Annotated in this window: 17 protein-coding genes; 8 read left to right on the top strand and 9 right to left on the bottom strand. The window is 54.9% G+C overall.

The genetic code is table 11. The annotated features are described in order from the left end of the window. Window positions 1–161: 161 nt before the first annotated feature. The 3 genes from CA54_RS23120 to CA54_RS23110 all read left to right on the top strand — a co-directional run bounded on the left by CA54_RS23120 (window position 162) and on the right by CA54_RS23110 (window position 4072). Window positions 162–1151, top strand: coding sequence for a type III secretion system chaperone (locus tag CA54_RS23120; protein ID WP_146373324.1), 990 nt, complete (start codon window positions 162–164; stop codon window positions 1149–1151). Between the two features lie 352 nt (window positions 1152–1503). Beyond that, window positions 1504–2343, top strand: coding sequence for a hypothetical protein (locus tag CA54_RS23115; RefSeq protein WP_146373323.1), 840 nt, complete (start codon window positions 1504–1506; stop codon window positions 2341–2343). Window positions 2344–2587: 244 nt separating this feature from the next. After that, window positions 2588–4072, top strand: coding sequence for a sulfatase (locus tag CA54_RS23110; RefSeq protein WP_146373322.1), 1485 nt, complete (start codon window positions 2588–2590; stop codon window positions 4070–4072). Between the two features lie 465 nt (window positions 4073–4537). On the opposite strand, the gene CA54_RS23105 is transcribed toward CA54_RS23110, so the two are convergent. Beyond that, a complete protein-coding gene (locus CA54_RS23105; RefSeq protein ID WP_146373321.1) occupies window positions 4538–5704 on the bottom strand; it encodes a hypothetical protein in 1167 nt (388 codons plus the stop codon). Between the two features lie 433 nt (window positions 5705–6137). Between CA54_RS23105 and CA54_RS23100 the strand changes: the two genes are divergently transcribed. Further along, entirely contained in the window at window positions 6138–9062 is a 2925-nt protein-coding gene (locus tag CA54_RS23100) for an alkaline phosphatase family protein (RefSeq protein ID WP_197532751.1), read from the top strand. 496 nt (window positions 9063–9558) lie between these two features. On the opposite strand, the gene CA54_RS23095 is transcribed toward CA54_RS23100, so the two are convergent. From CA54_RS23095 to CA54_RS23075, 5 genes are all read right to left on the bottom strand, one after another. Beyond that, window positions 9559–10539, bottom strand: coding sequence for a hypothetical protein (locus CA54_RS23095; protein WP_146373319.1), 981 nt, complete (start codon window positions 10537–10539; stop codon window positions 9559–9561). 218 nt (window positions 10540–10757) lie between these two features. Further along, entirely contained in the window at window positions 10758–11912 is a 1155-nt protein-coding gene (gene mutY, locus CA54_RS23090; protein WP_146373318.1) for an A/G-specific adenine glycosylase, read from the bottom strand. 181 nt (window positions 11913–12093) lie between these two features. Then, window positions 12094–12972 (bottom strand): creatininase family protein, encoded by an 879-nt coding sequence (locus tag CA54_RS23085; protein WP_146373317.1) that lies wholly within the window; start codon window positions 12970–12972, stop codon window positions 12094–12096. A gap of 147 nt (window positions 12973–13119) precedes the next feature. Then, entirely contained in the window at window positions 13120–14535 is a 1416-nt protein-coding gene (locus CA54_RS23080) for a hypothetical protein (protein ID WP_146373316.1), read from the bottom strand. Beyond that, window positions 14532–15791 (bottom strand): polysaccharide biosynthesis/export family protein, encoded by a 1260-nt coding sequence (locus CA54_RS23075; protein ID WP_146373315.1) that lies wholly within the window; start codon window positions 15789–15791, stop codon window positions 14532–14534. The genes CA54_RS23080 and CA54_RS23075 overlap by 4 nt, the downstream gene beginning before the upstream one ends. A gap of 558 nt (window positions 15792–16349) precedes the next feature. Here CA54_RS23075 and CA54_RS23070 point away from each other — a divergent pair. Both CA54_RS23070 and CA54_RS23065 read left to right on the top strand, forming a co-directional pair. Continuing rightward, complete coding sequence (locus CA54_RS23070; RefSeq protein ID WP_146373314.1) at window positions 16350–16724, top strand: response regulator; 375 nt, start codon at window positions 16350–16352, stop codon at window positions 16722–16724. Between the two features lie 90 nt (window positions 16725–16814). Beyond that, window positions 16815–17627, top strand: coding sequence for a CheR family methyltransferase (locus CA54_RS23065; protein WP_146373313.1), 813 nt, complete (start codon window positions 16815–16817; stop codon window positions 17625–17627). A 461-nt stretch (window positions 17628–18088) separates the two neighbouring features. Here the strand turns inward: CA54_RS23065 and CA54_RS23060 are convergent, their stop codons facing one another. After that, on the bottom strand, window positions 18089–19420 hold the full coding sequence (locus tag CA54_RS23060; protein WP_146373312.1) for an HDOD domain-containing protein: 1332 nt from the start codon (window positions 19418–19420) through the stop codon (window positions 18089–18091). A 315-nt stretch (window positions 19421–19735) separates the two neighbouring features. Beyond that, the gene (locus CA54_RS23055) at window positions 19736–20251 is read right to left on the bottom strand and encodes a hypothetical protein (RefSeq protein ID WP_146373311.1); all 516 of its coding nucleotides are present in this window, start codon (window positions 20249–20251) and stop codon (window positions 19736–19738) included. Between the two features lie 407 nt (window positions 20252–20658). On the opposite strand from CA54_RS23055, the gene CA54_RS23050 reads away from it, so the two are divergent. Together CA54_RS23050 and CA54_RS23045 are read left to right on the top strand one after the other, a co-directional pair. Then, entirely contained in the window at window positions 20659–21039 is a 381-nt protein-coding gene (locus tag CA54_RS23050) for a hypothetical protein (RefSeq protein WP_146373310.1), read from the top strand. 164 nt (window positions 21040–21203) lie between these two features. Continuing rightward, window positions 21204–22367 carry a M24 family metallopeptidase gene (locus CA54_RS23045; RefSeq protein ID WP_197532750.1) on the top strand — a complete coding sequence of 388 codons (1164 nt, stop codon included), beginning with the start codon at window positions 21204–21206 and terminating at the stop codon, window positions 22365–22367. Window positions 22368–22395: 28 nt separating this feature from the next. On the opposite strand, the gene CA54_RS23040 is transcribed toward CA54_RS23045, so the two are convergent. Further along, a complete protein-coding gene (locus CA54_RS23040; RefSeq protein WP_197532749.1) occupies window positions 22396–23115 on the bottom strand; it encodes a lysophospholipid acyltransferase family protein in 720 nt (239 codons plus the stop codon). Window positions 23116–23433 lie beyond the last annotated feature (318 nt).

Below are 23433 nucleotides of genomic sequence, written 5' to 3'. Positions count from 1 at the left end.
GCTTACGGCGAATTCACCTCTCGGGTATCAGTCGGTTTCAAGATGTCTTGTAACGCTTTTGGGGTCACTCCGCTTCACTGGGTAGAGGGAGCAAACAGTTGCTCCTCACCACAAACAAAACCAAAAACCGACAGACCCAAACCCCCAACGAGGTGAACCCCATGCGACAAATTTTCATTCGACTGACGACCACCGTTTGCGTTGCCACAGCCCTGTTGTGCACGGCGACATCAACTCCCGCAGCGGACGACCTGTTTTCTTCCGACAGCTTGAAACAAGTCTTCAATCCCGCGCCACCACAAACCGCAACACCACCAAGTCCGCCGGAACAAACTCCGGTGCAACCCGTACCCCCGCAACAACCACCCACCCAAACGCAACCACAAAGCCGGGCGTTGGAACCTGCGGAAATCCCGAATTTCCTGATGCTGATGGGGTATCAATCCGAGGATCTGGGCGACGGGGTCTTCAAGACCACCTTGAAAAAAGGGGAATGGAACCTGCCTTACGCATTCGTAATCAGCCCCAACAAGGCCCAATTTTGGGTCACCCTGTCGCTGAACACGCTGCAAGAAGGCGTATCGATTCCTGCTGAAAAAATGCAGAAGATGTTGAATTTTAACCATCAATACGGCCCGATTCACTTTGCCTACAGCGAAAAGACCCGGCGGATTTACGTTTGCCGAGCCTTGGAAAACGACGGCCTGAATCCGGCGGAAGTGAAGCAAGTCATCGAAACCTTGGCTGACTTGGCGATCAACAACGAAGACTTGTGGAACCACACGAAATGGCAAACGGCCCAACAGCCGCAGACGCAACAACGGCAGGTTCAACAACAAACGCCGCAAGCCCCGGTTCAACCGCAATCGACACCGGCACACGTTGGCACATGGCGGTCGACCGCACCGGATAATTCGACGTTTCAGCTGACCCTAAACGCCGACGGGAGCTTTGTGCTCTACCACGTGCATGATTCGAAGACCGACAAGTCCGTTGGCCGCTACACGTTGGCTGGAAACAATCTGACGTTGCTGATGAGCGAAACGGACAAGTTGGAAGCTTATTTCACTTGGTACAACAACGGCACATGGCGATTCCTGATGAAAGACGCTCAACCGGGTGCCCAGGGACTGCTGTTCGCCAAAGCGTAATCTTTCGACCGCAAAACTTGTGAAAACTTCAACCGCCCGGATCAATTCTGATTCGGGCGGTTTTCTTTATGTCGTATCAAGGTAAGGGGTTGCGGCGATTTCATCTTCGGGGGGCTGCTGGCCACTGCATTTATTTGGATTCGCACTGCAACATTTGCGACGGAACTACGCTTGGAGACGTAGCTGGTTGACGACCACACAATGGTTTCTCCGGCGAAATCAAAATTCTCTGCCAAAAATTGCCAAACCGTGGCGTGTCGCTGCTGGAAACGGGCATTACCGAGTAGAGCAAACACAAAACATTTTCTCCCCCACCCACAATCAGACTCGATCACGACCCCAAAGGGATGCCATGAAAACTCTCATTCACCTGACTGCTATTGTTTGCCTCCTGACACTATTGAATGTGGCCGAAGCCGATTCCAAAACGGGTGGACGTCGCGGTGGCGGCCGTCGTGGTCAGCAAGGCCGCCGTCATCATGGCCGTCACCACGGTCGACATCACGGACATCACGGACATCACCGCGGGCACCGTTATGGCCGTCACTACGGATATGATTATGGCTACGGGCCGCGGGTAGGATTTGTGAGCGATCCATTCGCCCCGATCGACGAAGGATTCGTTGTCGATCCGCTGGTCGGCGAAGCTGAAGTGATTCGTTCATTGGGCGAATTCAACCGTAATACATCAGAAGCCTTGATCAACCTCGAAGAGGCTCGCCAAAAGGCCATCGAAAATCATCGGTTGAGCGTCGAAACGCGGTACGAGTTAAAACGGCAATGGCGGGAACGTCAAAACGCCCGACTGAGCCGCCCAGGCCGTCCCCAAGCACGCGGAGAAAGCTCACGCGAAAAGACGGAGAATCGTTTGGATGATGACGAGTTCAATCGCCTGACCGGCGAAATTGAGTGGCCGGAAGTCCTGCTCGACTCACAGTTCGAAGACTACCGCATCGCTTTTGAACAAATCTTCGCTAACCCCACAACAAAAGAATCGGGAGCCGGCACCAACCTGCACCGCGACGTCAACGAATTGGCCACCTACATGCGAGAGCAATTGCGGTTTCAAGTCGCTGAAATGTCAGCCGCCGATTACATCGCTGCCAAGAAATTCATCGACCGGTTACTGAATGAAGCCCGTAGTACGGAGGTGCAAGTGAATAGCAACAGCGCAATCACCGCTCTGAAATAAATGCGTTGATTCCTTTTAACCCCAACCCGAATCGAACCCCCGTCTGCGACGTTGTCGCGACGGGGGTTTTTGCGTTAGGGACTGATAGATTATTCGCACCCTGTGTCGCTCTGCTGGCGATAAGAATGCTCTATCGCAGACAGCGGAGATTTGACAAACTGGCGGCGACTTCACAGACTGAGGAACGATTCCGTTGAAGGTCTTCAAATGATTATTTGTCATTCTCCGTCGAAAGGTTCTCGCGATGCGCGTTCCCCTGGTTCTTCTGTTCGGCGTGTTGTTCGCGATTGTGGCTGACGCCAGATCTCTCGCAGCCGCCGATGCCGACAAACCGAATGTATTGTTTTTGATTTGCGATGACCTCAATTGCGATCTCGGTTGTTATGGGCATCCGCAAGTCAAATCACCCAACATCGATCGGTTGGCGCAGCGAGGCGTCCGTTTTTCTAACGCCTACTGCCAATACCCATTGTGCGGACCCAGCCGCGCGTCGTTCATGACCGGGTTGTATCCCGATCAGACCTTAATTCATCGCAACAGCGTCTACATTCGCGAAACTGTCCCGAATGTAAAAACGATGTCACAAATGTTCCGCAATGAGGGACATTTCGCCACGCGAATCGGCAAGATCTATCATTACGGCGTCCCCCGGCACATCGGCACCAGCGGACATGATGATCCGTTCTCCTGGGATTACACCATCAATCCTCGCGGTCGCGATAAAGACGAAGAGGATATGATCTACAGTCTCATTCCGGGCCAGTTCGGCGGAACGATGAGTTGGTTGGCCGCTGAGGGGACCGATGAAGAACAGACCGACGGCATCGCTGCCACGAACGCCACGGAATTGTTGCAGACGTATTCGGCTGACAAACGGCAGTTCTATTTAGCGGTCGGACTCTATCGTCCGCACACGCCCTACGTGGCTCCTAAGAAATACTTCGACATGTATCCCTTGGACAAGATCCGCGTGCCGACTGTCCCAGACGGCTATCTGGAAACACTCCCCAAACCAGCGGTCCGTGCGATTCGGCGAAAAAAGCAAAACTCAAACCTGCCTGACAAACTCGCTCGCCAAGCAATTCAAGCCTATTACGCCTCGATCACCTTCGCCGACGCCCAAGTCGGCCGCATACTCGATGCGCTGGATGAAGCCGGGTTGTCGGACAATACGATCGTGTTGTTTACGTCGGACCACGGATATCACATGGGAGAACATGGTCATTATCAGAAGACGACGCTTTTTGAAAATGCGGCGCGTGTGCCGTTGATCATCGCCGGCCCCGGTGTCACGGCCAAAGGAGCCAGCACCAGTGCGCTCACCGAAATGATCGACTTCTACCCCACGTTGGCCGAAATGACCGGTCTAACGCCGCCGGACTACTTGCCCGGCGTCAGCCTCGTGCCGGTGCTGAAAGATCCGACACAATCTCCACGCGATTCAGCACTGACACAATACGACTCCGGATACAGCATTCGCACGCCACGATACCGCTACACGCACTGGGGGCCCGACGGAGAAGCCGGTGCCGAACTGTATGACCACGAAACGGATCCAGAGGAGATGGTCAATCTGGCCAACAAGCCGGAGTTCGCCGAGTTGGCCCTACAGCTGTCCAAGCAACTCAACGAGCGGATCGCCGACGCCCGGCGCAAACCCCCCAGCGTGAATCAAATCCAAAACCGCAAACGCCGCAGCGTTCCGAGATCCCAAATCGGCCCACGATAAACGGCACCAACCGCTTGCGGTTGTGTGTGGCGCCGTCTGTGATTCAGATAAATGACGCGCAGGTCGACACGCAGTTTGGCAACAGTATTGGTGTTGCCGGAATTCACCACAGCTCAACCCGGTAGCGCGCGTTCCATCGTGTTGGGGGAATTTGGCTTATGGCAAATTCCTTGCGACAATGATGCCGAAAGCCCACACGGTGGTCTCAGTAACGGAAGTCGATCTCGCCAAGGGTTGGGGAAAATACCAAACGTGTTAAGTGTTGCCCCCGATTAGAGTTATCCGTAGTGCGCTATCGCAGTTTATCCAGGATAATGCCCGGGCAAATTGATTGGCATCACGATTGCATTATGAATCTGCCATACAACACAAGACAACACCTCACGCAAATACACCAACCGCGTGAACTCTCCCGCCCCGCTCACCCAGCGGGGTTTTTTTATGCGCGGCTGAATTCACAGGCTGCTAAACGAACAGCTGTTCCACATCAGCCTGCACGCTTTCCCCGGGCGCAGCTACGATCAGGTGCTGCAACTGCGGCGGCTGTCCGCCAATGGTGGTAGGTGAAGTCGGTATGATGCGGCAGTCGGCGGGGAGTTTCCGGCGAATGTGCTCCCATGGGGAATCCTCGGATCCCTCCATCGGTTGAAAAGGAAAATGCAGCCAGGCGCCCGCTTCACCGGGCAAAAGGCAGCGCCGAAACCCCAAGGCCAACCGGCCCATTGTCGAGCGGGCGTTGATATCTTGCAGTGGACGGATGCGGATTTCTCCCTGCTGATCGCAATACCGCATAGCATCGATGCCCAACGGGCCGAAGTATCCGGTTTGTTGCAAATGAACTGCCAGTCGCCGCCCCACGTCGACCGCCGATTGCCAAGCGGTGGCCGCTGCGGTGGAAATCGTGAGCCGACTTCCACGGTAGTGACCGGTTGCGTCGCACAATTGCGGGGTGATTCCCAACAACTGCGGTTCGCCGTCGCGGGGAATCTCAAATTGCAGTCCAGCTTCGTCGATGCGTTGCACCCACGGTTCGAACAATACCGCCCCATCGCGCGCGAGACGTTTTTTGGCCCAGTTAATTGTCGGGATATCGACATCCCCGCCACTTCCGAGATGCCGTTCACGGCCCGACATGCCAAAGCGTGCTTTGAGTACCCAACCGAGAGAGAAGTTCGCTGATTGCCCGATTACCGCTACCAGTTCATCGAGATGACAAATTTCGACAGCGCCATCCAGGCCGCAATGCCAGCGGGTTTCTAATTCGTGGGCGACGCGGCGGCAGTTCGCCTGTTTCACGACTTCAAGCGGCGGATGCTCGGCCGATGCCCCGGTTCGCGTTGCCAATTTCAAAGCGACATCCGACCAACCCCATGGCACCAGACTCAAGTCCGGCGGCAGGGCACTGCCAGCGGTCACGAGTCGTGGTCGCGGCATCCCCGCTGCGGTGAGGTCATTGAGATAGGTTTCATCAAATGAAGCCGGACACCACAGGCAGTCTTCTTCATCCGCGAGCGCGAGCAGCGCGGGCGTCAGTTCCGCATTGATCCGGCCGAGTTTGGAGTCTGCAGACGGAGCGCCGGCGCCGGTCAAATGGTGTTCAAAATCAAAATTACCGTAGAAGAGGCGGGGCATCTCAAAATTGTAGCGACGCGGCGTTTTGAGATCACTACAGCCGTCGAGCGACTTTAGCCAAAACCGCGCGCAGCCGGTCAACAAAGAACATCAGGGCGCACAAACGGCATAATTGGAACGACCTGCTCCTACCCCCTGCATAGCACGGTAGTTAGGGGGCAAATCGGTGATGCGGTCATTCCGGCTATGACGATCCTAATCCCCGTGACTGCCGTAGGACATCGGTCAGTCATGCGGTATTTGCGTTTTAAGAGTCTTCCGCCATTCGTACCCAGATGGCGGTCCAGCGATCCCTCCCCCTGAACCAGCAGCCCGCATGTTATTCACCCCCGCCGCCGAACGCGCTCTCGTACATAGGACGACAGCAGCTCTTGGAGTTGTGGTCTGTCTGTGGTTATGCGCTTTGAGTAGTGGTTGTCATCACGACGTTGCCGTGCCTGAATTGACGTGTGATATGCGCGGTGTTTCGGGAGATGCCTTGGTCGTGCCTGCCAATGCCCAATGGGTCGATAGCGGTGTGGACGTGCAGTCGGGAGAATCGGTGACGTTGGTGGCACACGGGAAAATTCGCCATCTCATTCCCCAAACCGAGCAGGAAATCGAGCAATCCGAAGCGGGACCGGCGGGGACTTTTTTCTACGACGATTCTCAGGGGCATCAAGAATTCCCCTTGCCGGCAGCGGGCAGCGGACCGGCGCCTTGTTATTGCCTGATCGGCCGTATCGGCGAGGGACGTCCGTTTTTTGTCGGCGACGGAATGAGCATTGCGGCTGAGTCGACCGGCCGCTTGTATTTGGGCGTCAACGACTTCGATCTGACCGACAATTCCGGTGAATTCTATGTCGAGGTCTCCAAACCCGACACCGTGCAGCCCGTGTCGTTCCGGCAGGATGTTCGCCGCGACGCACCGGAAGGGCTACCGGCGGCGGGATGTTCCGTGGTTGTGTTTTACGTCGATGGACTGCGGCCCGACGTGTTGGAAGAAATGTCGGCGATGCACCATGTACCGCATCTGACGGAACATTTTATCGACGGCGGAACACACATGCGGAACACCTTTACCGCGTTTCCCTCCGATACAATCACCTCCAACGGAACGATGTGGACCGGATGTTTTTCCGACCGGCATGGCATCAAGGGGCAAATTCGCTTCAGCAGGCAACGGCTGGAATCGGAGTCCGGTTTGGATCCCATGGGCCCCAGTCGGACATCAAGGCTTCTGCGGCCGCACGGGACGGACAAATTAATACACAATGCCCAGGCTGCGTCGGTGGGTTATTTCGAGGGCAACGAAGCAGAGATTCGTTGGAAGTCCTCAAAACGGACCGGCATTCCAGCGGTTTATGATTACCTCCGCGTCGAGGGGAACGATTGGGCGACCGGAGTTTTGCCCATCATGACTGATGCACCTCCGTCTATGTGGACACGAAGTCTCGCGCGGAATTTGCCCTATTTCCAGGCTCATCAGGCTTGGCGATATATCGACGATGCCAACGCGCACTTCGCTGTCCGGCATTTGCTCAATCGCGAACAGCCGCTGACGGTGATCTGGCTGCCCGAGACCGACTCTGTCAGCCACAAGTATTGTCGCGGACAATTTGGCACGACGCGTAAAACAATCGCCATGGCGGATGTTCTCGTGGGAGATGTGACCGAAGAACTGCGGGCGCAGGGACGGTTGCAGAATACGTATCTCGTGTTGGTCAGCGACCATGGGCATCTGGGAGGCCGCAAGACCCATTTGACGCGGTACGATCTGGTGCATGAACTGTTATTCCGCGAACGGGAAGTCACAGCCGACGGCCGTTGGCTCGGCGGCGGGTTAGGTCTCTCGGTGCGACAACACCGATTAGAGAACTGGCACACCGGCGATACCAAAGACAAGATGGTTTATGTCGACGGAAATTCCGACGGGGCCGCACGCATCTTTTTGCCCAGAGGAAATTATCAGTCGGGAGATTGGAGCGGCCCCAACCGTCCGGCCGATTTATTGGCCTACCAAATCGCCCCGCATTTACCGGCGGTCGATTTACCGCAATACATCGTCAGCTCGCGAGCGGTCAACCATGCGGGGGAAGAACAAAACCCTGTCGATTTAGCGTTGATGAAACTGGATGATCGTTCGATCCTGATCACCACGGCGGACCGCGGACAGGCGATCATTGACCGGCGGGAACGCAAAAAAGGGGGCTGGGAGTATCGCTATACGGTCGTCAACAATGTCCGTCCCGGCGCAAATGGCGCAGCCGAATTCGATGTCGTGGAGAATCCCAAAACCGATCCGCTCAAACTGCTGCAGGAAGTCTGGCCGCAGTACTTTACCTACTACCACAATGAGGAAAAGTGGCTGCAACTGACGGCGCCGACCGAATATCCCGATGGCGTGGTGACGCTCACTCGGCATATGTTGTGGCAAGATCACCTCAAAGTCCGTGAGCAAGAATACGCCCCCGATCTTGTCGTGACAGCCCGGCATGGTTGGTTTTTCGGAACGCAGAACACACCCGGAACGACGCACGGTTACCCATTGGCCGATGCGGTGCGGGCCACTTGGTACGTGTCGGGACCGAATATTCGTCGCGGCGCGCGGATTCACGAACCAGCCCGTTTGGCCGACCTGACACCCACGATCTTGACGATGGCTTCGGTCAAGACACGTCCAGAATGGTTTGAAGGAACAGTCCGTCGCACCGTCTTCACGACCGCTGCAGCGGAACCGTCAGCCGACGATACGCCGGTGCATTGGCGCGACGTGGACCTGCAGGCATGGGACAAACTGGATTATGCGCCGGTTCCCGAATTTGATCGAAAACCAATCTCCGTCAATCGCCCCGGCAGCCCCTGGGACGTCAACAACATCGCTTACAACGCTTTGACCGTCGGAGATTGGAGCGTCTTTCGATTGGTAGACGATGCCTTCGCTCCCGGCAAAGACAAAAAGAAGCCGGTTACAAAAGCGGTGAACAGCATCGAACGTCGCGGTCGGCGATCCCGTCACAAGTGGGTCACCGAAGGGACCCATGCTCTGAACGTCTCAGAGGTCTCGCTAGGAGACTATAGTTTGACGTCGTCGGGGAATATGTACCGTGCGAATGGCGTCGTCGATTGGTTGCAAAATCGAGGGACACGGCTTGATGAAAAAATCTCTGATAAAGTTGGCCGCAACACCGTGCTCGGCGCTCCGAAAGTCAATCGCGCTGTGGACGGCGTCCAAGACGGCTACTGGGATGTCTACAAGTACGTTCAGCGGTTGATGGTCGAAGTCTTGGACGAAACCGTGCTCAACGGCCTTGAGAACAACGTCGACCGCGCAATCAACGCATCGCGAAAAACACCCCCGGAAATCCTCGTGCAATAACACCCCGCACGGCTACGCCTCGCGTGCATCGGGTGCGTTGCGATGTCCCTATTGGCTTATGGGCTGCGCCAAAAAAAGGCCTCACGCCAAGGCGCAAAGTCGCAAAGAAGACAAAAGACGGTAAGTTGCCTTTCGGCGTTTGTGAAGACTTGGGAACGTCGTGCGGCTATTCGGACCAGCGACCACTTAGAGTATGTGATCAATGGGGAGGGCGAGGCTCCCGCCGAGCCGCGATGGACCAAAACGCTTACCAAACCCGTCGGATCACTGCACGCCCAGGGGAAGAAAGCGGCTCAGCAGGAGCTTCGCCCTCCCGCTGTGCTAAATGAAATTACGAAGTCGTATTTCGAAAACAGACTCGTACTTGTCCCACAAAATATTCGCTTTGCCAATAAACCCTTTGCGGCTTTGCGTGAGGCTTTTTTCAGAGACACCGCGAGCGTCGCAACCCACCGATGTTAGCAAGCAACATGGGGGACTCGGACACTCCGGATCGTTAAAATATGATTTCGATCCGTTGCTTTTCGTCGAGTTTTTTGGAGTGGACTTCGATGATGTCCCGGACCAGCTCAAATTTCGCCGGTGGAATTTCGATGGCAATTTGCCGGGCTTTGGGAATCACCAATTGGCGTGGAAAGTGAATTCCCTTCTGCACACGGCCAATGCTGGCACGATAACCGTCGGTGCCGGTCACGGTGCCGGTTACATCGGCGCGTAAGTCACGAATGGGGACAAGACGATTCAACTGAATCACAATCTTGTAGGATTTGAACGGTTCGGGATCTTCGGGAACCGTCCAGACCGAAAAACTTCCGCGGGTGATCACTTTGCCTTTGTTCTTTGGCATTGCAAATCCGCCGCGCTTCCAGGACTTGCCGTTGCCGCCCCCTTCGTTCACCATGTCCAACGCATTCTGAGGCAGCGCGGGCAATGTGGCGGCCGTATCGCCGAAATCACTCAGCACCATATCCGGGACGAATCGCACATTGTCTGTGATCGATTCTGAATTCAACGCCGACAGTTCGCTGGCATCAGCAAGGGTGTCGGTCAGTTCAAACTCCGTGTCAGCCAACGTTTCCAGTGGCTGCTTATTATCAACGTTTGTTTCCGTAAAGAGTGCGTTGATCGGACCCCGATCCCCGAGGTGGTCCTCAAGACGCATTCCGCACAGATACAACACCAAGGCGATGCCCATAAACAGCAGCACATGCACCCCAGCTGAGACAACCAACGACATCCCCTCGGGACCAGTTGCCCATTGACGCAATTCTCGTCGCCAAGTCTGAATCGTCTCCCAGATGGTCGGAGACTCAGCCGCGACGGGTGCTAACGCACGCTGACGTTTTGCGGATTCCTTACTCAGACGCGCGCGGACAGAATTTTTTCCGTCACCCGGTCGTTGCGGTGCCGACGCTGTGCTGGTCGAAGTCGACTGGCGTTGCGTCTCTTCAGGGGATTGAGGTGTACGAGTGGTCATTGCGCTCCGTGCGGAATTACCTTGCCTGGGACCGACCACAAAGCCCATCGTCCTGCGATGACTCGGTGCTCGCCCCTCCATCAATATTATAGCTGTGAACTAGGACGGGGGTAGAGGATTTCCACGAGTTTCAGGCTGCGAGGACGTTCCTACCGGCAAATACGGCGGACAAAACAACTTGCGCCACACAGCCGCACGATTGTGATGCAGATGTTCGCCTAATCGATAAACGGGAGTTCAGACCGTTTGTTCACCAAAATATCAGCAAATTTCCGTCCCGTTACCGACAATGGATAATTGTGGAAGTCTGACGAGCAGACCCAGACGTATTCTTCGACATTTGGTTGCGTGGATGTGTCGGACAATGTGCCCTCGAAGCACAACAGTTGAATTCGGTACCGTGTGACGCTGTGGCGGAACTGTTTCAGTAGGTCCTCGACGTTGACTGCCAGTCCAAGTTGCTTTTTAAGATGGCCTTCCAGTTCGCCACGAATTTTCCGCAGATCGCGGCCATTGTGGGGGGCGGGGTATTCCGAAGTTGCAAAACGAGGAAAGTCCCACAGCCCGGCCCAGCGTTCGCCGTGGGGGCGTCGACACAGCAAGTATTCTTCGTTGTGCTGAATAGCGACAGCGGCTTCGGTTACGTCGGTGAGCTCCGGTCGCTTTTGTGCAACCGGAATACGGTCCTGTGTTCCGGATTGAAACGCGCGGCAACCCGATTTGACCGGACACGTATGACATTTCGGATCTGCCGGGGTACAGACCGTCGCCCCCAGATCCATCAACGCTTGGTTGAACGTCCCCGGCTGTTTGCGCGGTAGAATTGATTCCGCAAACTGCCACAGCAATCGTTGTCCGCCGCTCGAACGCGGGTCCTGTTCGTATCCCAACAATCGGCTGTACAGCCTCAAGGTGTTGGCCTCGACAATCGCTGCGGGACGATCATACGCAAACGAGACAATCGCCCCAGCCGTATAACGTCCAATGCCGGGCAACGCTTCCAGTGCCGCGACATCTTGTGGAAAATCGCCGTCAAAATCGGCGACGATGGTGCGAGCCGCCTTGTGAATATTCCGCGCCCGGCTGTAATACCCCAACCCCTCCCACATCCGCAGCACGTCGTTTTCTTCTCCTGCAGCCAACGTCGGTACATCTGGGAAGCGTGCGAGGAATCGCTTGAAATAGGGAACGACCGCTGTGACCGTCGTTTGTTGCAGCATGATTTCGCTGATCCAAACACGATACGGATCGTGGCTATTGCGCCAGGGCAATTCGCGACCATACCGCGCATACCACCGCCGCAACTGACCACGAAACCGCTGCCGCCAATCAGCGTCGAACTCTGCAAGGATGTCCGTGTCGAATGATTTCATCCGTGAGGAATCAGGCTTTGTAGTTTGAGAGGAGAACGAAATTCGCCTCTGAGTGGTGAATAGACAGTAGGCTTTAGACCGTAGACTGTAGGAAGAGCATTGGCAATCCAATCCTAATGCTCTTCCTACAGTCTGTGGCCTAAATTCTCGTTCACGCCCATTTCGTTGGCGCGTAACGACTTCAATCCTCAATCGGACGTTGTCCCCACGGGATTGGCATCGAGGGAGCGTGGCGTTGGTGGCGGCCGCGTTGATCTTTGGGGCGCGGGCCGAAGTAGTTCACGAAAGCGCAGAGTTGTTTGACCGCTTCGCGATACACGCGCTCCCCTTTTTCCGCAGTGGCCAATTCCGCTTCGCCCAACACGCCCGTATCGGAGTAACTGCTCGTCCAGGAAACGAGCGTCGCCGGGCCAGCGGAGAAGACATCAACCCAGTTGAAAGGGCTCTCCTCTTCGTTGAAAGAGATCACGCCGCTTTTGATCAAATCCTTGCGAACATTGTCGCCGTCCAGATACAGATACATCGACGTCTCAAGTTCGCCCGCATGCGCACAACCTCCGGGGAATTTGCTTTCCCGCCAACTGGGAATGAACTCCGGATCGACTGTGAGTAGTTGCCACCAAGCCGCCAACACGCATTCCGCATCGGTTTCCAGATTGGTGCGCCGCGCCGCGAGATCCAAGTTGGGCATATTCGAACCATGCCCGTTGAGCAGAATGATCTTCTTAAAGCCGTGGTACGCCAACGACTTCGTAACGTCGAGCACTTGGCGGATGAACGTCTCGTAGTGCGTGTTGATCGTTCCGGGAAAATCCATCACATGCCCGGTGTAGCCATAGGGGATCGTGGGCAGGACCAGAATTTTATCCGTCATTTCTTGCCCGGCACCCTGAGCAACGCCGCCGGGACAGACCAAATCAACGTCCAACGGCAAATGCGGACCATGCTGTTCGACCGCACCTACGGGAATGATACAGACCTTGCCGAGATCGACCGCATCATTGATTTCGGGCCAGGTCAATTTTTCGTAGCGGTACTCGGTTTCAGCGCGGCTGGGCATCGGGTGGCTCGCAGTTCGGGGTGACAAGAATCGTGGCAAATGAATGTCCCGATTCTACACACTTTGCCCCGCTATGCCAGCACCTTGACTGCTTCACGAACCAATTCGCACGCCGGCATCGGTCCCCTCCGACCTCAAATTGTCGACTTACGACGTGGCTTCTTGATTGCGATTTAATTTGGCCAGACGCATCAACCGTCGCGCGTACAAAGGAGGTTGCCCCGATGTCTCTGCGGTTTCCGTGGTGGAACTCAACGGTGTCGAAGAGTCCGCTGTCGCTTGTTTCAAGTCTTTGAAAGCCCACCGGCTCAGCAATCCCACGGCCACAGCGGCAAGACAACCCCACAACACGTGTCCCCAAAACGACGGAGAGACCGGTTCCGTTGCTGTAGCAGCCGGCGCGAGGATCGTGGCGTGTGCTTTATGGCCTGTTGTGGTGGTGGCGATTTTTGCTTTGATCGACTTGAGTTCCTTTTCAGCTGCCTGCGTTTCCAGTTGCGCTTGCTGAAGACGGTCTTGCAGTTCGGAATGCCGGGTGAGTCGGGCTTGCTCCAAGTCCCATTGGTCTTGCAGATCGTCTTCCCGTGTTTGCTTTTGACGCAAATCGATAGCCAAGGTCCTCAGTAACAGCGCCCGGCGATCATTTTGGTCCGGCTGGTCGGTCGTGGCAATCTGTTGGATTCCTGAACCCGGTTCAGAGAGGTCATCGATTTGCCGCAGCAACTCCGCTTGTTTGGACTGAATTTCAATCATTCGCGGGTGACGCACTCCATAGTATTGCGAGTACTCACGCTCAGTTTGCCGCAATCGTTGCAATTCGTCGACTAAGTCCACATGGCTCATCACCGCTTGGACGATCTCCTTAGCCGAGCCGGTCGAGAGTTGGGCTGCTACAAGATGCACGGCTGAACCGGTTTCAAGTTCTTGGGTTGCTTCGTGATAACGGTTTTCCGCATCAAGGCGATCCGCTTTGGCTTCAACGATTTGGGCGGAGAAACTCTTGATCCGTTCCAGTGAAGCCAATTGGGCCGTTTCAGAGAGTGATTCCTCATCCAGCTGGCTTTTGATAGCAGCAATGGTTGTCTTGCCGGTTTGCAGTTGCTGCTGTGTTTCTTGATTATCTTCTTTTAACTCTTCGATGCGGGGCAGGGCCACGCTCGATTTGAGTTGCCGTGAGTTCTCCACATAGCCGTCTGCGAGAGCATTCAGAATCGACTCCGCTTCGCCGGCGTCCTGGCTGAGGCAGCGCAGCTGCAACGTTTGATCGTCTTCGTTGAAGGAAACTGACAACTGTTGCGCGACCGCGTTGAGATCAAGCAGCGGTTTGCCCGCTTGGGTGCGCTGCGCATCGAGAGCGGCGAAGGCGTGGTCAAAAACCGCTTCGGGAATCTCGGACATCGACTTGGGGTCGACCGGTTGATCATGCGGTTTGACGTTGACGGTCGTTTCCAGCACGGTCGTTGCCGTCAAATAATGGATCAGGCAAACACCCAATGCAGCGATGGCGGCCGCCCATGGTTTGCGGATGATTTTATGCAGATTTAGTTTGATTTTCATTTTCATTTGCTCAACCATCCCTCGACTGTTTGCTTAAGCTTACTTCCGGCCGGACGCTCGACGTGAATCACGTCGCCCGGTTGAATAGCCGGAGACTGTTGTGGATTCGCTTCCAATTCCTCCCACGATCGCGACCAATTGCGACCGGGCCAACCTGTTTCATTCAGCCGCATCAGCGTGATTTTCAGAGCATCATCTTCGTTTTTGACGCCACCGGCCAATCGCACGGCATCCACCAGCGTGATGTTATTGCTGTTGGGAATATTGAATGATCCGGGGTTTTGTACCGAGCCCAAAACTTTGATGGGGGGCACCAATTCGCTAATGCCAACGATATCCCCTTCACCAAGTTGCAGTTCGATCAACGCCCGGCGGTCCTCTTCGCGCTGTGCGTCGAACCAGATGATTTCATATTCAGTTCCCGGTGAACCAGATTGCGGCTGATCATCGGAAACCGCGTTGACCGCTGGGGCCGCAGCAATCGCTGGTGCAATCTGATCTGCAGCAATTTCCAAGAGTTCTTCACTTACAGTTTCTGATTCCAAGGGGAGTGGATTGACGGTGTCATTGGGGGTTACCCCTGGTATTTGATCGAGTGTCTCATCGGCCAATGCAAACAGGGCTGCCGTTTCCGCAATCGGCGCCACTGCCTGGAGGTTGAGCGGTCGCGCTACGGAAATTTGACCGCCGGCGTTCGTTTTCAGTCCCGCCGAAACCAATGCCGAATAGACGCTGGCATCTTCGCGGGGCAGGGCGATGATGCCGGGGCGTTCGACCGCTCCTTCGACATAGACTTTGACGCGCGGTACTTCCAATTCCCGAACAATCACGGTCGGATTCACCAGCAGTTCGCGGCGTTGATATTCATCTTTCAGGCCTTTTTCGATGTCGGCGCGAGTCAGACCCGTGACGACCGGTTGGCCCAATAACGGAATTTCGAGGCTGCCGTCCGTGTGAATCCGGGCCGGGAACGTGTGCGGTTCCTCCGGCTGAAACAGATTCGAGACGGTGATTTCCAACAGATCCCCCGGTTGGACTTGGGCGGTCTGTGGTGTGGGGCGAATGGAATTGATGTCCAGCGGCGGCGACATTTGCGCGTCGTCGTTCCCAAAATTGGCGAACCAGTTGAGCGCGGGTTGCGCAGCGCCGGCAACCGGTGCTTCAAACATCCGGCACCCGGAGCAGGCTAGGAGAGCTAATGTCGGCAGCAGCAGGGCCGCAACGCATTGGGCGCGGTCGCCTGCGCGTAATGGATTCATCATGAACAGAACCCCATCCGTCGTTGTATCGGCTGGCCGATGTCGGACGAATTGTCGCAATAGATTTGAGAGACGGATTTGAGAGACGATTGACTGAGAGTCGGTGAAATCCCGTGAGAGGCGGAATCCGTAGCCACCGACCCGGCAGCGCGGCGGGTAATACTACAAAGTGCGACACGAGGTCAATATGCCTTGTGGTGGAATTGCGCCGGTTTTAGCGGCAAGGCATGGGATGTGTTTGCCTGGAGACCGCCAAGACATTGATTCGGACCAGGGGAATACCTCGTGGACTGCCAGGGGGAATTTTAGCAGCGCCCTGTGAGATGCGACTCGTCGATTCAGTTTGTCGGTGATTGACGGGTCCGGCATCTTACAACTTTTCTACGCGATTGAACCCAATGGTTGCGCCGTTTGTGCGGTTTGTACCGCTGTGTTTTAACCACCAGTTGTTGGATTTGAAAAACATGTGCCAATTCTTGCCGGAAACCCTGCATGTTGTCTAACCACGACCTAAGTTCTGAGTGTGAATAACAAATCCCTTCTCAGGGAAAGGTGCAAACGATGAAAACGATACTTCTTGTGGATGACTCGCGCGCTGTGCGTTTGGCGGGGCGCCGCATTATGGCGGCCATCGGGCTGGAAGTGCTTGAAGCTGAGCATGGCGAAGAAGCGCTGGCTATGGTTCATGAACATGCGGTGGACGTGGTTCTGTTGGATTGGAATATGCCCATTATGAACGGGCTGGAGTTCCTCAAAGCTCTGCGAGCCGACAACGAATTGCCACAGCCGACAGTCATTATGTGTACCACTGAAAACGACATGGAACGCATCATCGAAGCCATGCAAGCGGGCGCGAATGAATACGTTATGAAACCATTCACGGAAGATATCGTGCGTGGAAAACTACAAGAGACCGGCGTGCTAGAAATTGCTTGACGGACAACCCACAGAATCCCTCTGCAAGCGATCGCATTCGATCTTGCCAAAACATCCCAAGTCGGCAGTGCTAGGAACACGGAGCGGTTTATGAACGCCAACGATTACGATTACCTGACGAAATTCTTAGTCGAATCCTCAGGTTTGGCATTGGGCAACGGAAAAGAATACTTATTGGAAGCGCGGTTGATGCCGTTGGCGCAGAGTTTCGGGATGTCCGATATTCCTGAGTTGGTTGTCGAACTGCGCCGCGGACGCGACCCACGCCTCTCAACGGCCGTCACGGAATCGATGACGACCAACGAAACGTCGTTCTTTCGTGATGTGACTCCCTTTGAGGAAATGAAAACACAGCTTTTGCCCGCCTTGATCAACGCACGGCGGGAATTGCGACGTTTGCGAATCTGGTGTGCGGCAGCATCCACCGGCCAAGAACTCTATTCACTACTGATGCTCATCGACGAATCGTTTCCGGAACTGCAGTCCTGGAATGTTGAAATCGTCGGCACCGATATCGCGGAAAAAATGCTCAAGCGGTCACAGGAAGCGATCTATTCCCAGTTCGAAGTGCAACGCGGATTGACAACTCCACTGCTGATCAAAAATTTTCAACAGGTCCCACAAGGTTGGCGGATCAAGGATAACTTGAGAAATCGCGTTCAATGGAAGCAACAGAACCTTTTGGACGATTTCTGCCATCTGGGGCCGTTCGACCTGATCGTGTGCCGCAATGTGTTGATTTACTTTGAAGTCGCACATAAGCGTAACGTGCTGGAACGCATGCGGAATCAACTTGCTCAGGACGGAAATCTGATTCTAGGAGCCGCTGAGAGCATCGTGGGAATTACCGATCAATTCGAACGCTTCTGCGAATGCCGCTCAGCCGTCTATGTGCCCCGCTAAAAAACGGGGCCTTCTCCTCGTCAGTCGTCACCGTTGAATACCAATCGAGCCGGTTGGCTTGTTGTAATGTGCGGTGTCGCGACGCGCAGCCGGATTGCTCACGGGCTGATCCGTGAGACGTCTGCCCAATAACCAACTGGAAACGTCCTAATACAACAGCGCATTGTTCAGTATTAGATTATCCCATCTTCTTGGGGGGGCCACCGGCAGCATGCTCGCCAGTGACATATCAGGCTGAGTTTCCTATCCGGCTACGTCGACCCATGCACGTCCTGACGGGCATGACGCTCGATGCCCCCGCGCGAGAATCCTCCTGACGACCCGCGAGAAATCCTGTCGCTTGCCGTGGCTACGAGGATTGCCATCTTTTCCCACGTGGGACTATCCAATTCCGGTGCAGCGGGAGCTTCGTTCTCCCGTGACACTGAAATGAAGTTGCCAGCGGAATGGAAGACACGCTCTTAGATCCAGACCGGGCCTTTGACCGGTTTGTCTCGCAAGCCGGCATTTTCCAATGCGGTTAGGTCAAAGCTGCTGATGCGATTGTGCAATTCAATATCCAGTCGCGAAAAAACGTTGTCGTCGTCAAACGTTTCTCGGACTGTGCCCCGTAGCACAGAATTGAACGCCTGCACTTCGTTGTGCAGATGGACTTTGACCTGTTCAAACATACTCACCGGCAGCGGTAATCGCAGTTCGATGTGACTGGGTGAAATATTCTCAAATTCACAGATGATTCCCGTCCGCATCGGGTCGCTGTCACGATACAGCTTAATCACCATCGTCCCCAGATGCCGTTTCTCGGTTGCGCTGGCAACAGCAATGATCTCTTGTTCATCCTGAGTTGCCTGTCTGGCGAGTTCAGCAGCCGACTCGGCGAAGACTTCGGCGCGTTTCGTCGCCGCTCGTTGCCGGATGGCTTCGACGTCGATCTCGCCCTCGATGGTCACGCCAAAAAGTCCGGCATTGAATTCCACATCCGCCTTCGTACCAACGACCAGGTCGATAATGTCATCGGTCGTCAGATTAAATCGTTCTTCCAGCAATTTGCGTGCAGCCGGAAATTGCGGCGAATCAGGCGTCCAAAGCACTTCGGCCATCAGACAGCCGGCATGGGTCACTAGCTGTAGTTTGTTGTCGTTGTCAATGTCATCGTGATGATTCTGTGTCGACTGAACCAGCGATTCTGGAAAGCCCCAACGCGTCAACAACTGGGCCCCCAATTGGGCATGTGTAAACCCGTACTTGTCTTGTTCGGCACGCAACAACTCCGGGCCGTGAGGGATTTCTAACGCCATGTTGACGTATTCATCTTGCTTGACTTGTGCAAGCACCAATACGCCAAGATCGGCCAACAATCCCCCGGAATAGGCGTCGTTGTGATCCAACAGTTCGGTCCGTTTGGCCAGTCGCGAACTCAGCGTCGCCATGCTGATCGATCGCCGCCAATATTCCTGGCACAACTGACTAGCGGAGCCGCGCGAAAGACCGTCGACGAGGCTAAATGTCATTGCGACCAGACGCAACGAACGCTGGCCGAGCAGCGCAACCGCCTGTCGCAGATTCGTGACTTCACGCCGCAACCCGTAGCGTGACGAGTTGATCGTCCGTAAGATTTTAGCCGCCAAACCTGGATCGTTTTCCAAGCAGGCGACGACTTCGCGTACGTCGTAGTCGATGTCGCGAGTCAGATTAAGAATCGAAATGGCGACCTGCGGTAACGAATGCAATTCGTTCACGCGGTCCAGCACCGAGTCGATCGCTTGACGGTCATGATGGGTATTGTCAGACATAGTCGTAGTCTCCTTCCAAGAGCGCTTCCTTGGGGCCCGAAATCGCAGGAATCACATGATGTGAAGCCGAATGGCCAATGCGTTTGATCCTACGTAGCAATTCCTTTTTCTAACGCTCCATTAAAACCCTACATCACAAAAACCCGCGCGGCAAGAAAAGTGATCGCTCTTACCATGTGGCGTTTTGTCAACATCCGACATCTGAGCCAGCAATACGCAACTGAGACAACAGGCACCTCACGCGAACCGCTACTAATCAGCAGAGCAATAAAAATCATCGTCATCGCGACGACCACTCAATGCACTGGGCAGTCATTAACCTTTAATCGCCGGTGCTAAGCGCTCTGCACGACTGCCAATCAATGTCAGCGAATTCAGGATGTTAGGAATCAAAGAAGGCGTCGCAGGGATTTGCTGACCCATGATGAAGCTATCACTTTGCAGGCAATCCTGGAGATGGATCAAGCGTTGGTCCATGGTTCCCAGAAATGTCGCCAACTCTTCCGGAGTCAAATCGTGACGCAACAAGTGCGATTTCCCCGCTTCGCGATGCCGTGTCAGTCGTGCAAGTGTTTTACCCTGTGTGCGATAAAGGTCTCCGCAGCAAAACCCGCGGCGCAGGCGGCCGACGTCATCGAAATGAAAGGCCGGGTCCGCCCCAAAAAATAAGGAGAATCGCCCATCCTCATGAAACCCGGCAATCACCGTGTTGTCATCATCAGGGAGCGATAGTTCGCACCGCCGTCGCAGCGCGGTCGCCTCCTTCATCAGATCTTCACGGTCCGATTCATGCACCGCCATCAACGTCCTCCACATGTCCGAAGCAATCATCAACCATCGTGCCCAAAACGCTCACAACCAGTCGTCCCATCGTAGCGTGAGGACTGAAACCGCCAAGCCATCAAAAGGTCGATCAAACCAAGCAGTCCATGAAACGATCTTTTTCGTCAGTCTCCCACAGGCCAATTTATGTGGTTTGCAGCTGTGTTTTGTAACTTAACTGCTGGTAGGGTATTTAGTTGTGGCAGTTTTAGTACTGTCGGCCGCGTAAAGAATTTCCGCCAAAGAGGTGTTTTTTTGTTGCCCAAACATCAATTTATCATCATGATAGAAATTTGGGGGTGTCTTAAGATTTACAGACGTCCAAGATGATTGTTGCATGAGGACAGATTCAGAACCAATTCGCGGTCGAATTGTGTATACGCAGTGGCATAGTTGGAGTTGAGCGGGCCCGGATTATGTTCATCAAATTTATTAAAATACTGTGTATCAGCCTTTGGTTGGCCGGATTTGTTCTGCTGGGAATGTCCTATGCCACATTCTCTAAAACCGAGGCCCTGCGCGCTCAAATCCATTTCATGCCAGATGGAACACAAGTTCTCGGATACGATCCGGATACCGGCCGTGAATCCCCTGATGTAGTCCACAGCAAACAAAAGGCCCATCTACAGATGATCGGCGGTGTCTCAGCCATTTTGACCGGTGCTTTGGTTGGCTTGCTGACGACGATCTGGGGTAACAAATACCGCCGCAGCCGCGATCGATCTCGCGTGAGCTCGAATGCCGACCATCTGGCCATGCAATATCGTCGTCGTCCCCGTCGCCGACAATCCTCCTGACATCGATGACAACTCTCCGCGCCGGTCTTTGGAAGTTCCCCTCAAAGGATCTCCGGGCAAGGTCGACCCAGCGAGGTGATGGATTGAATCGCGGAGCACATACCCCGGTTGTGCAACAGTCGCCATGCAAATACGACGAAGATTTCCTCCAAGTGAGGCCCTGCATGACCCAGATCGCAAACGAAATGCCTCCAAACAAACCTGCGAATGAAATGCCTCTGCAGGAATTGGACCGCGAACAGGATGTGCGAAACAAGCACGACTTGGTCAAGGGGCTGCTCGAAGCCAATGGCTGGGACGCATTGTTACTCCAAAAACCTTGCAATTTTTCTTGGTTGACATCTGGTGGAGATAGCTCCGGGCGTGGTATGGGGCAACCATTGGCCGCTCTCTTTATTACACCCGATTCCCGCTTGGTTATCGCTAACAATTGTAATTCCCCGCAAATTTTTGAAGAAGAGATTCCGCAACTCGGATTCAGCCTCAAGGAGCGTCCCTGGACCGAACCTCCGCACGTGTTGCTCGACGACCTCTGCCGTGGACGTAACGTCGCCAGTGATACGGGCGATCGCGAGACGATTGATGCGTCGACCGAGATTCGCAATCTACGATTACAATTAACCAGTTTAGAACGAGCACGCATGCGGATCGTGGGGCGACATGTGACGCATGCCGTCGAAGCAACGGCGCGGACACTCGAATTGGGACAAACCGAGGCCGAAATTGCCGGTCAATTGTCCCACCGATTGGTACACCGGCAGGTCACCCCCATCCAAATGCAAGTCATGGTCGACGGTCGCGGCGAACGTCATCGGCACTGGAGTTACAGCGGCGATCCGTTGCGCAATTCGTGTGTGCTCTCCGCAGTCGGCTCGCGTTGGGGGGTTTGCGTGGCAGCGACGCGCACGGTCTGTTTCGGACAACCGTCGAAATCCCTCACCCAAGCCTACCAAGCCGCCGCCATGGTCGAGGCGACCGGTATTTTCTTTTCACGTCCCGAGACCCCGGCCAGCAAACTCTTCGGCCGCGTCAGCCGCATCTACGAAAAATTCGGCTACGAACGGGAATGGCGCATGTGCGATCAGGGGGAAATGATCGGGTATCAAGCCTGCGAATTGCCAATTTCCCCCACCAATCACATCCCATTGACTGCCAACATGGCTCTGCACTGGCATCCTACCATTGGTCCGGCCAAATTGGGCGATACGATTTTGATCGCCGAAAACGGATATGAACCGCTGCGTCCGATGGAAGGCTGGCCCCAATTGGGGGTCTCTGTCAAAGGGGTCTCGATCGAATGCCCCGACATGCTGATCCGCGAACCCTGATTTTACATTCGCCGTATACCCAGAGAAATTACGTGGTGGATATGCAGGACGTATACCCCACCCCGCCTAACTCCGCGATGTGGGCCATCATGATGTCGGTCACTTCTTGTAGCACCTCTTGCGTGGGTTTGCTGTCATAATATGCCGAGAGGTCAATCGGATCGCCGTAGTAGACGGTGACGGGACAGAAGTTGTAAAACGGCTCGATCATGGTTTCGCCGCCGGGGGAATTGTGAATGTAGACGGGATAGACCGGCACCTGAGACCGCACGGCCAACCAAGCCATCCCGGGATTTCCCGCTTTCAGGTCCCGTTCGCGATTGATGCCCCCTTCGGGAAAAACGCCGAGCAGCTTGCCGTCCTTCAACCGCCGCAAAGCAGCGCGCGTGGGAGCGAGGTCCTTGCCGTTGCGTTGGACTGGAATGGACTGCATAGCAACTGCGATCCAATGCAGAAATTTCACTTCGTAGTATTCGCGGGCCATCATAAACCCGATCGTTTCGCGGCGGCCCACCCAGACAAACATGGGATCCATCGGGGAACTATGGTTGGCAATGATGATTGCCGGCCCGTCCGTGGGAAACGGGCAAGGGCGATTCGTGCGAAAGTGAAAAAATGCGCGGATATAAAACCGATTGACAATCGCAAGTGCCCAAGCATGCCAACCATCCGGCCACCGCGCACCATGCCAGAGCGCCATCGCGATCGCGATCGCCATATAGAGGGCCAATGTCCACTTGGCGGCCATGTCCGGTTCCATCGGAGATTTGGTCTCGCAGTTTGTCTTTAGAGTGTGATGTGAATTGTCAGAGGGGTGTGCCAAGTCGGTCGGCGAGTCGCTCTGAAAATCTCGACAAACATCGCAGCAACACACCCGACCTCAACTTCGCCCTCTCCCTCTGGGAGAGGACCGGGGTCAGGATTTTCGATCCGACGAGCGTTATTCCATGCCGTCAAAACAAGTCATACATGTTTTAACAGCAGCAGTTCCCCGGGAAGGTCGTAGATTTTGTTGATCCGTTTCTCCGTGTTGTGAAACTCTCGTGCGACATCGAAAGGTGCGTCG

The organism is Symmachiella macrocystis, from assembly GCF_007860075.1.
GTDB classification, from domain to species: domain Bacteria; phylum Planctomycetota; class Planctomycetia; order Planctomycetales; family Planctomycetaceae; genus Symmachiella; species Symmachiella macrocystis.
Note: the sequence above shows the minus strand (reverse complement) of the source record. Positions and strands in the feature narration are given on the sequence as shown.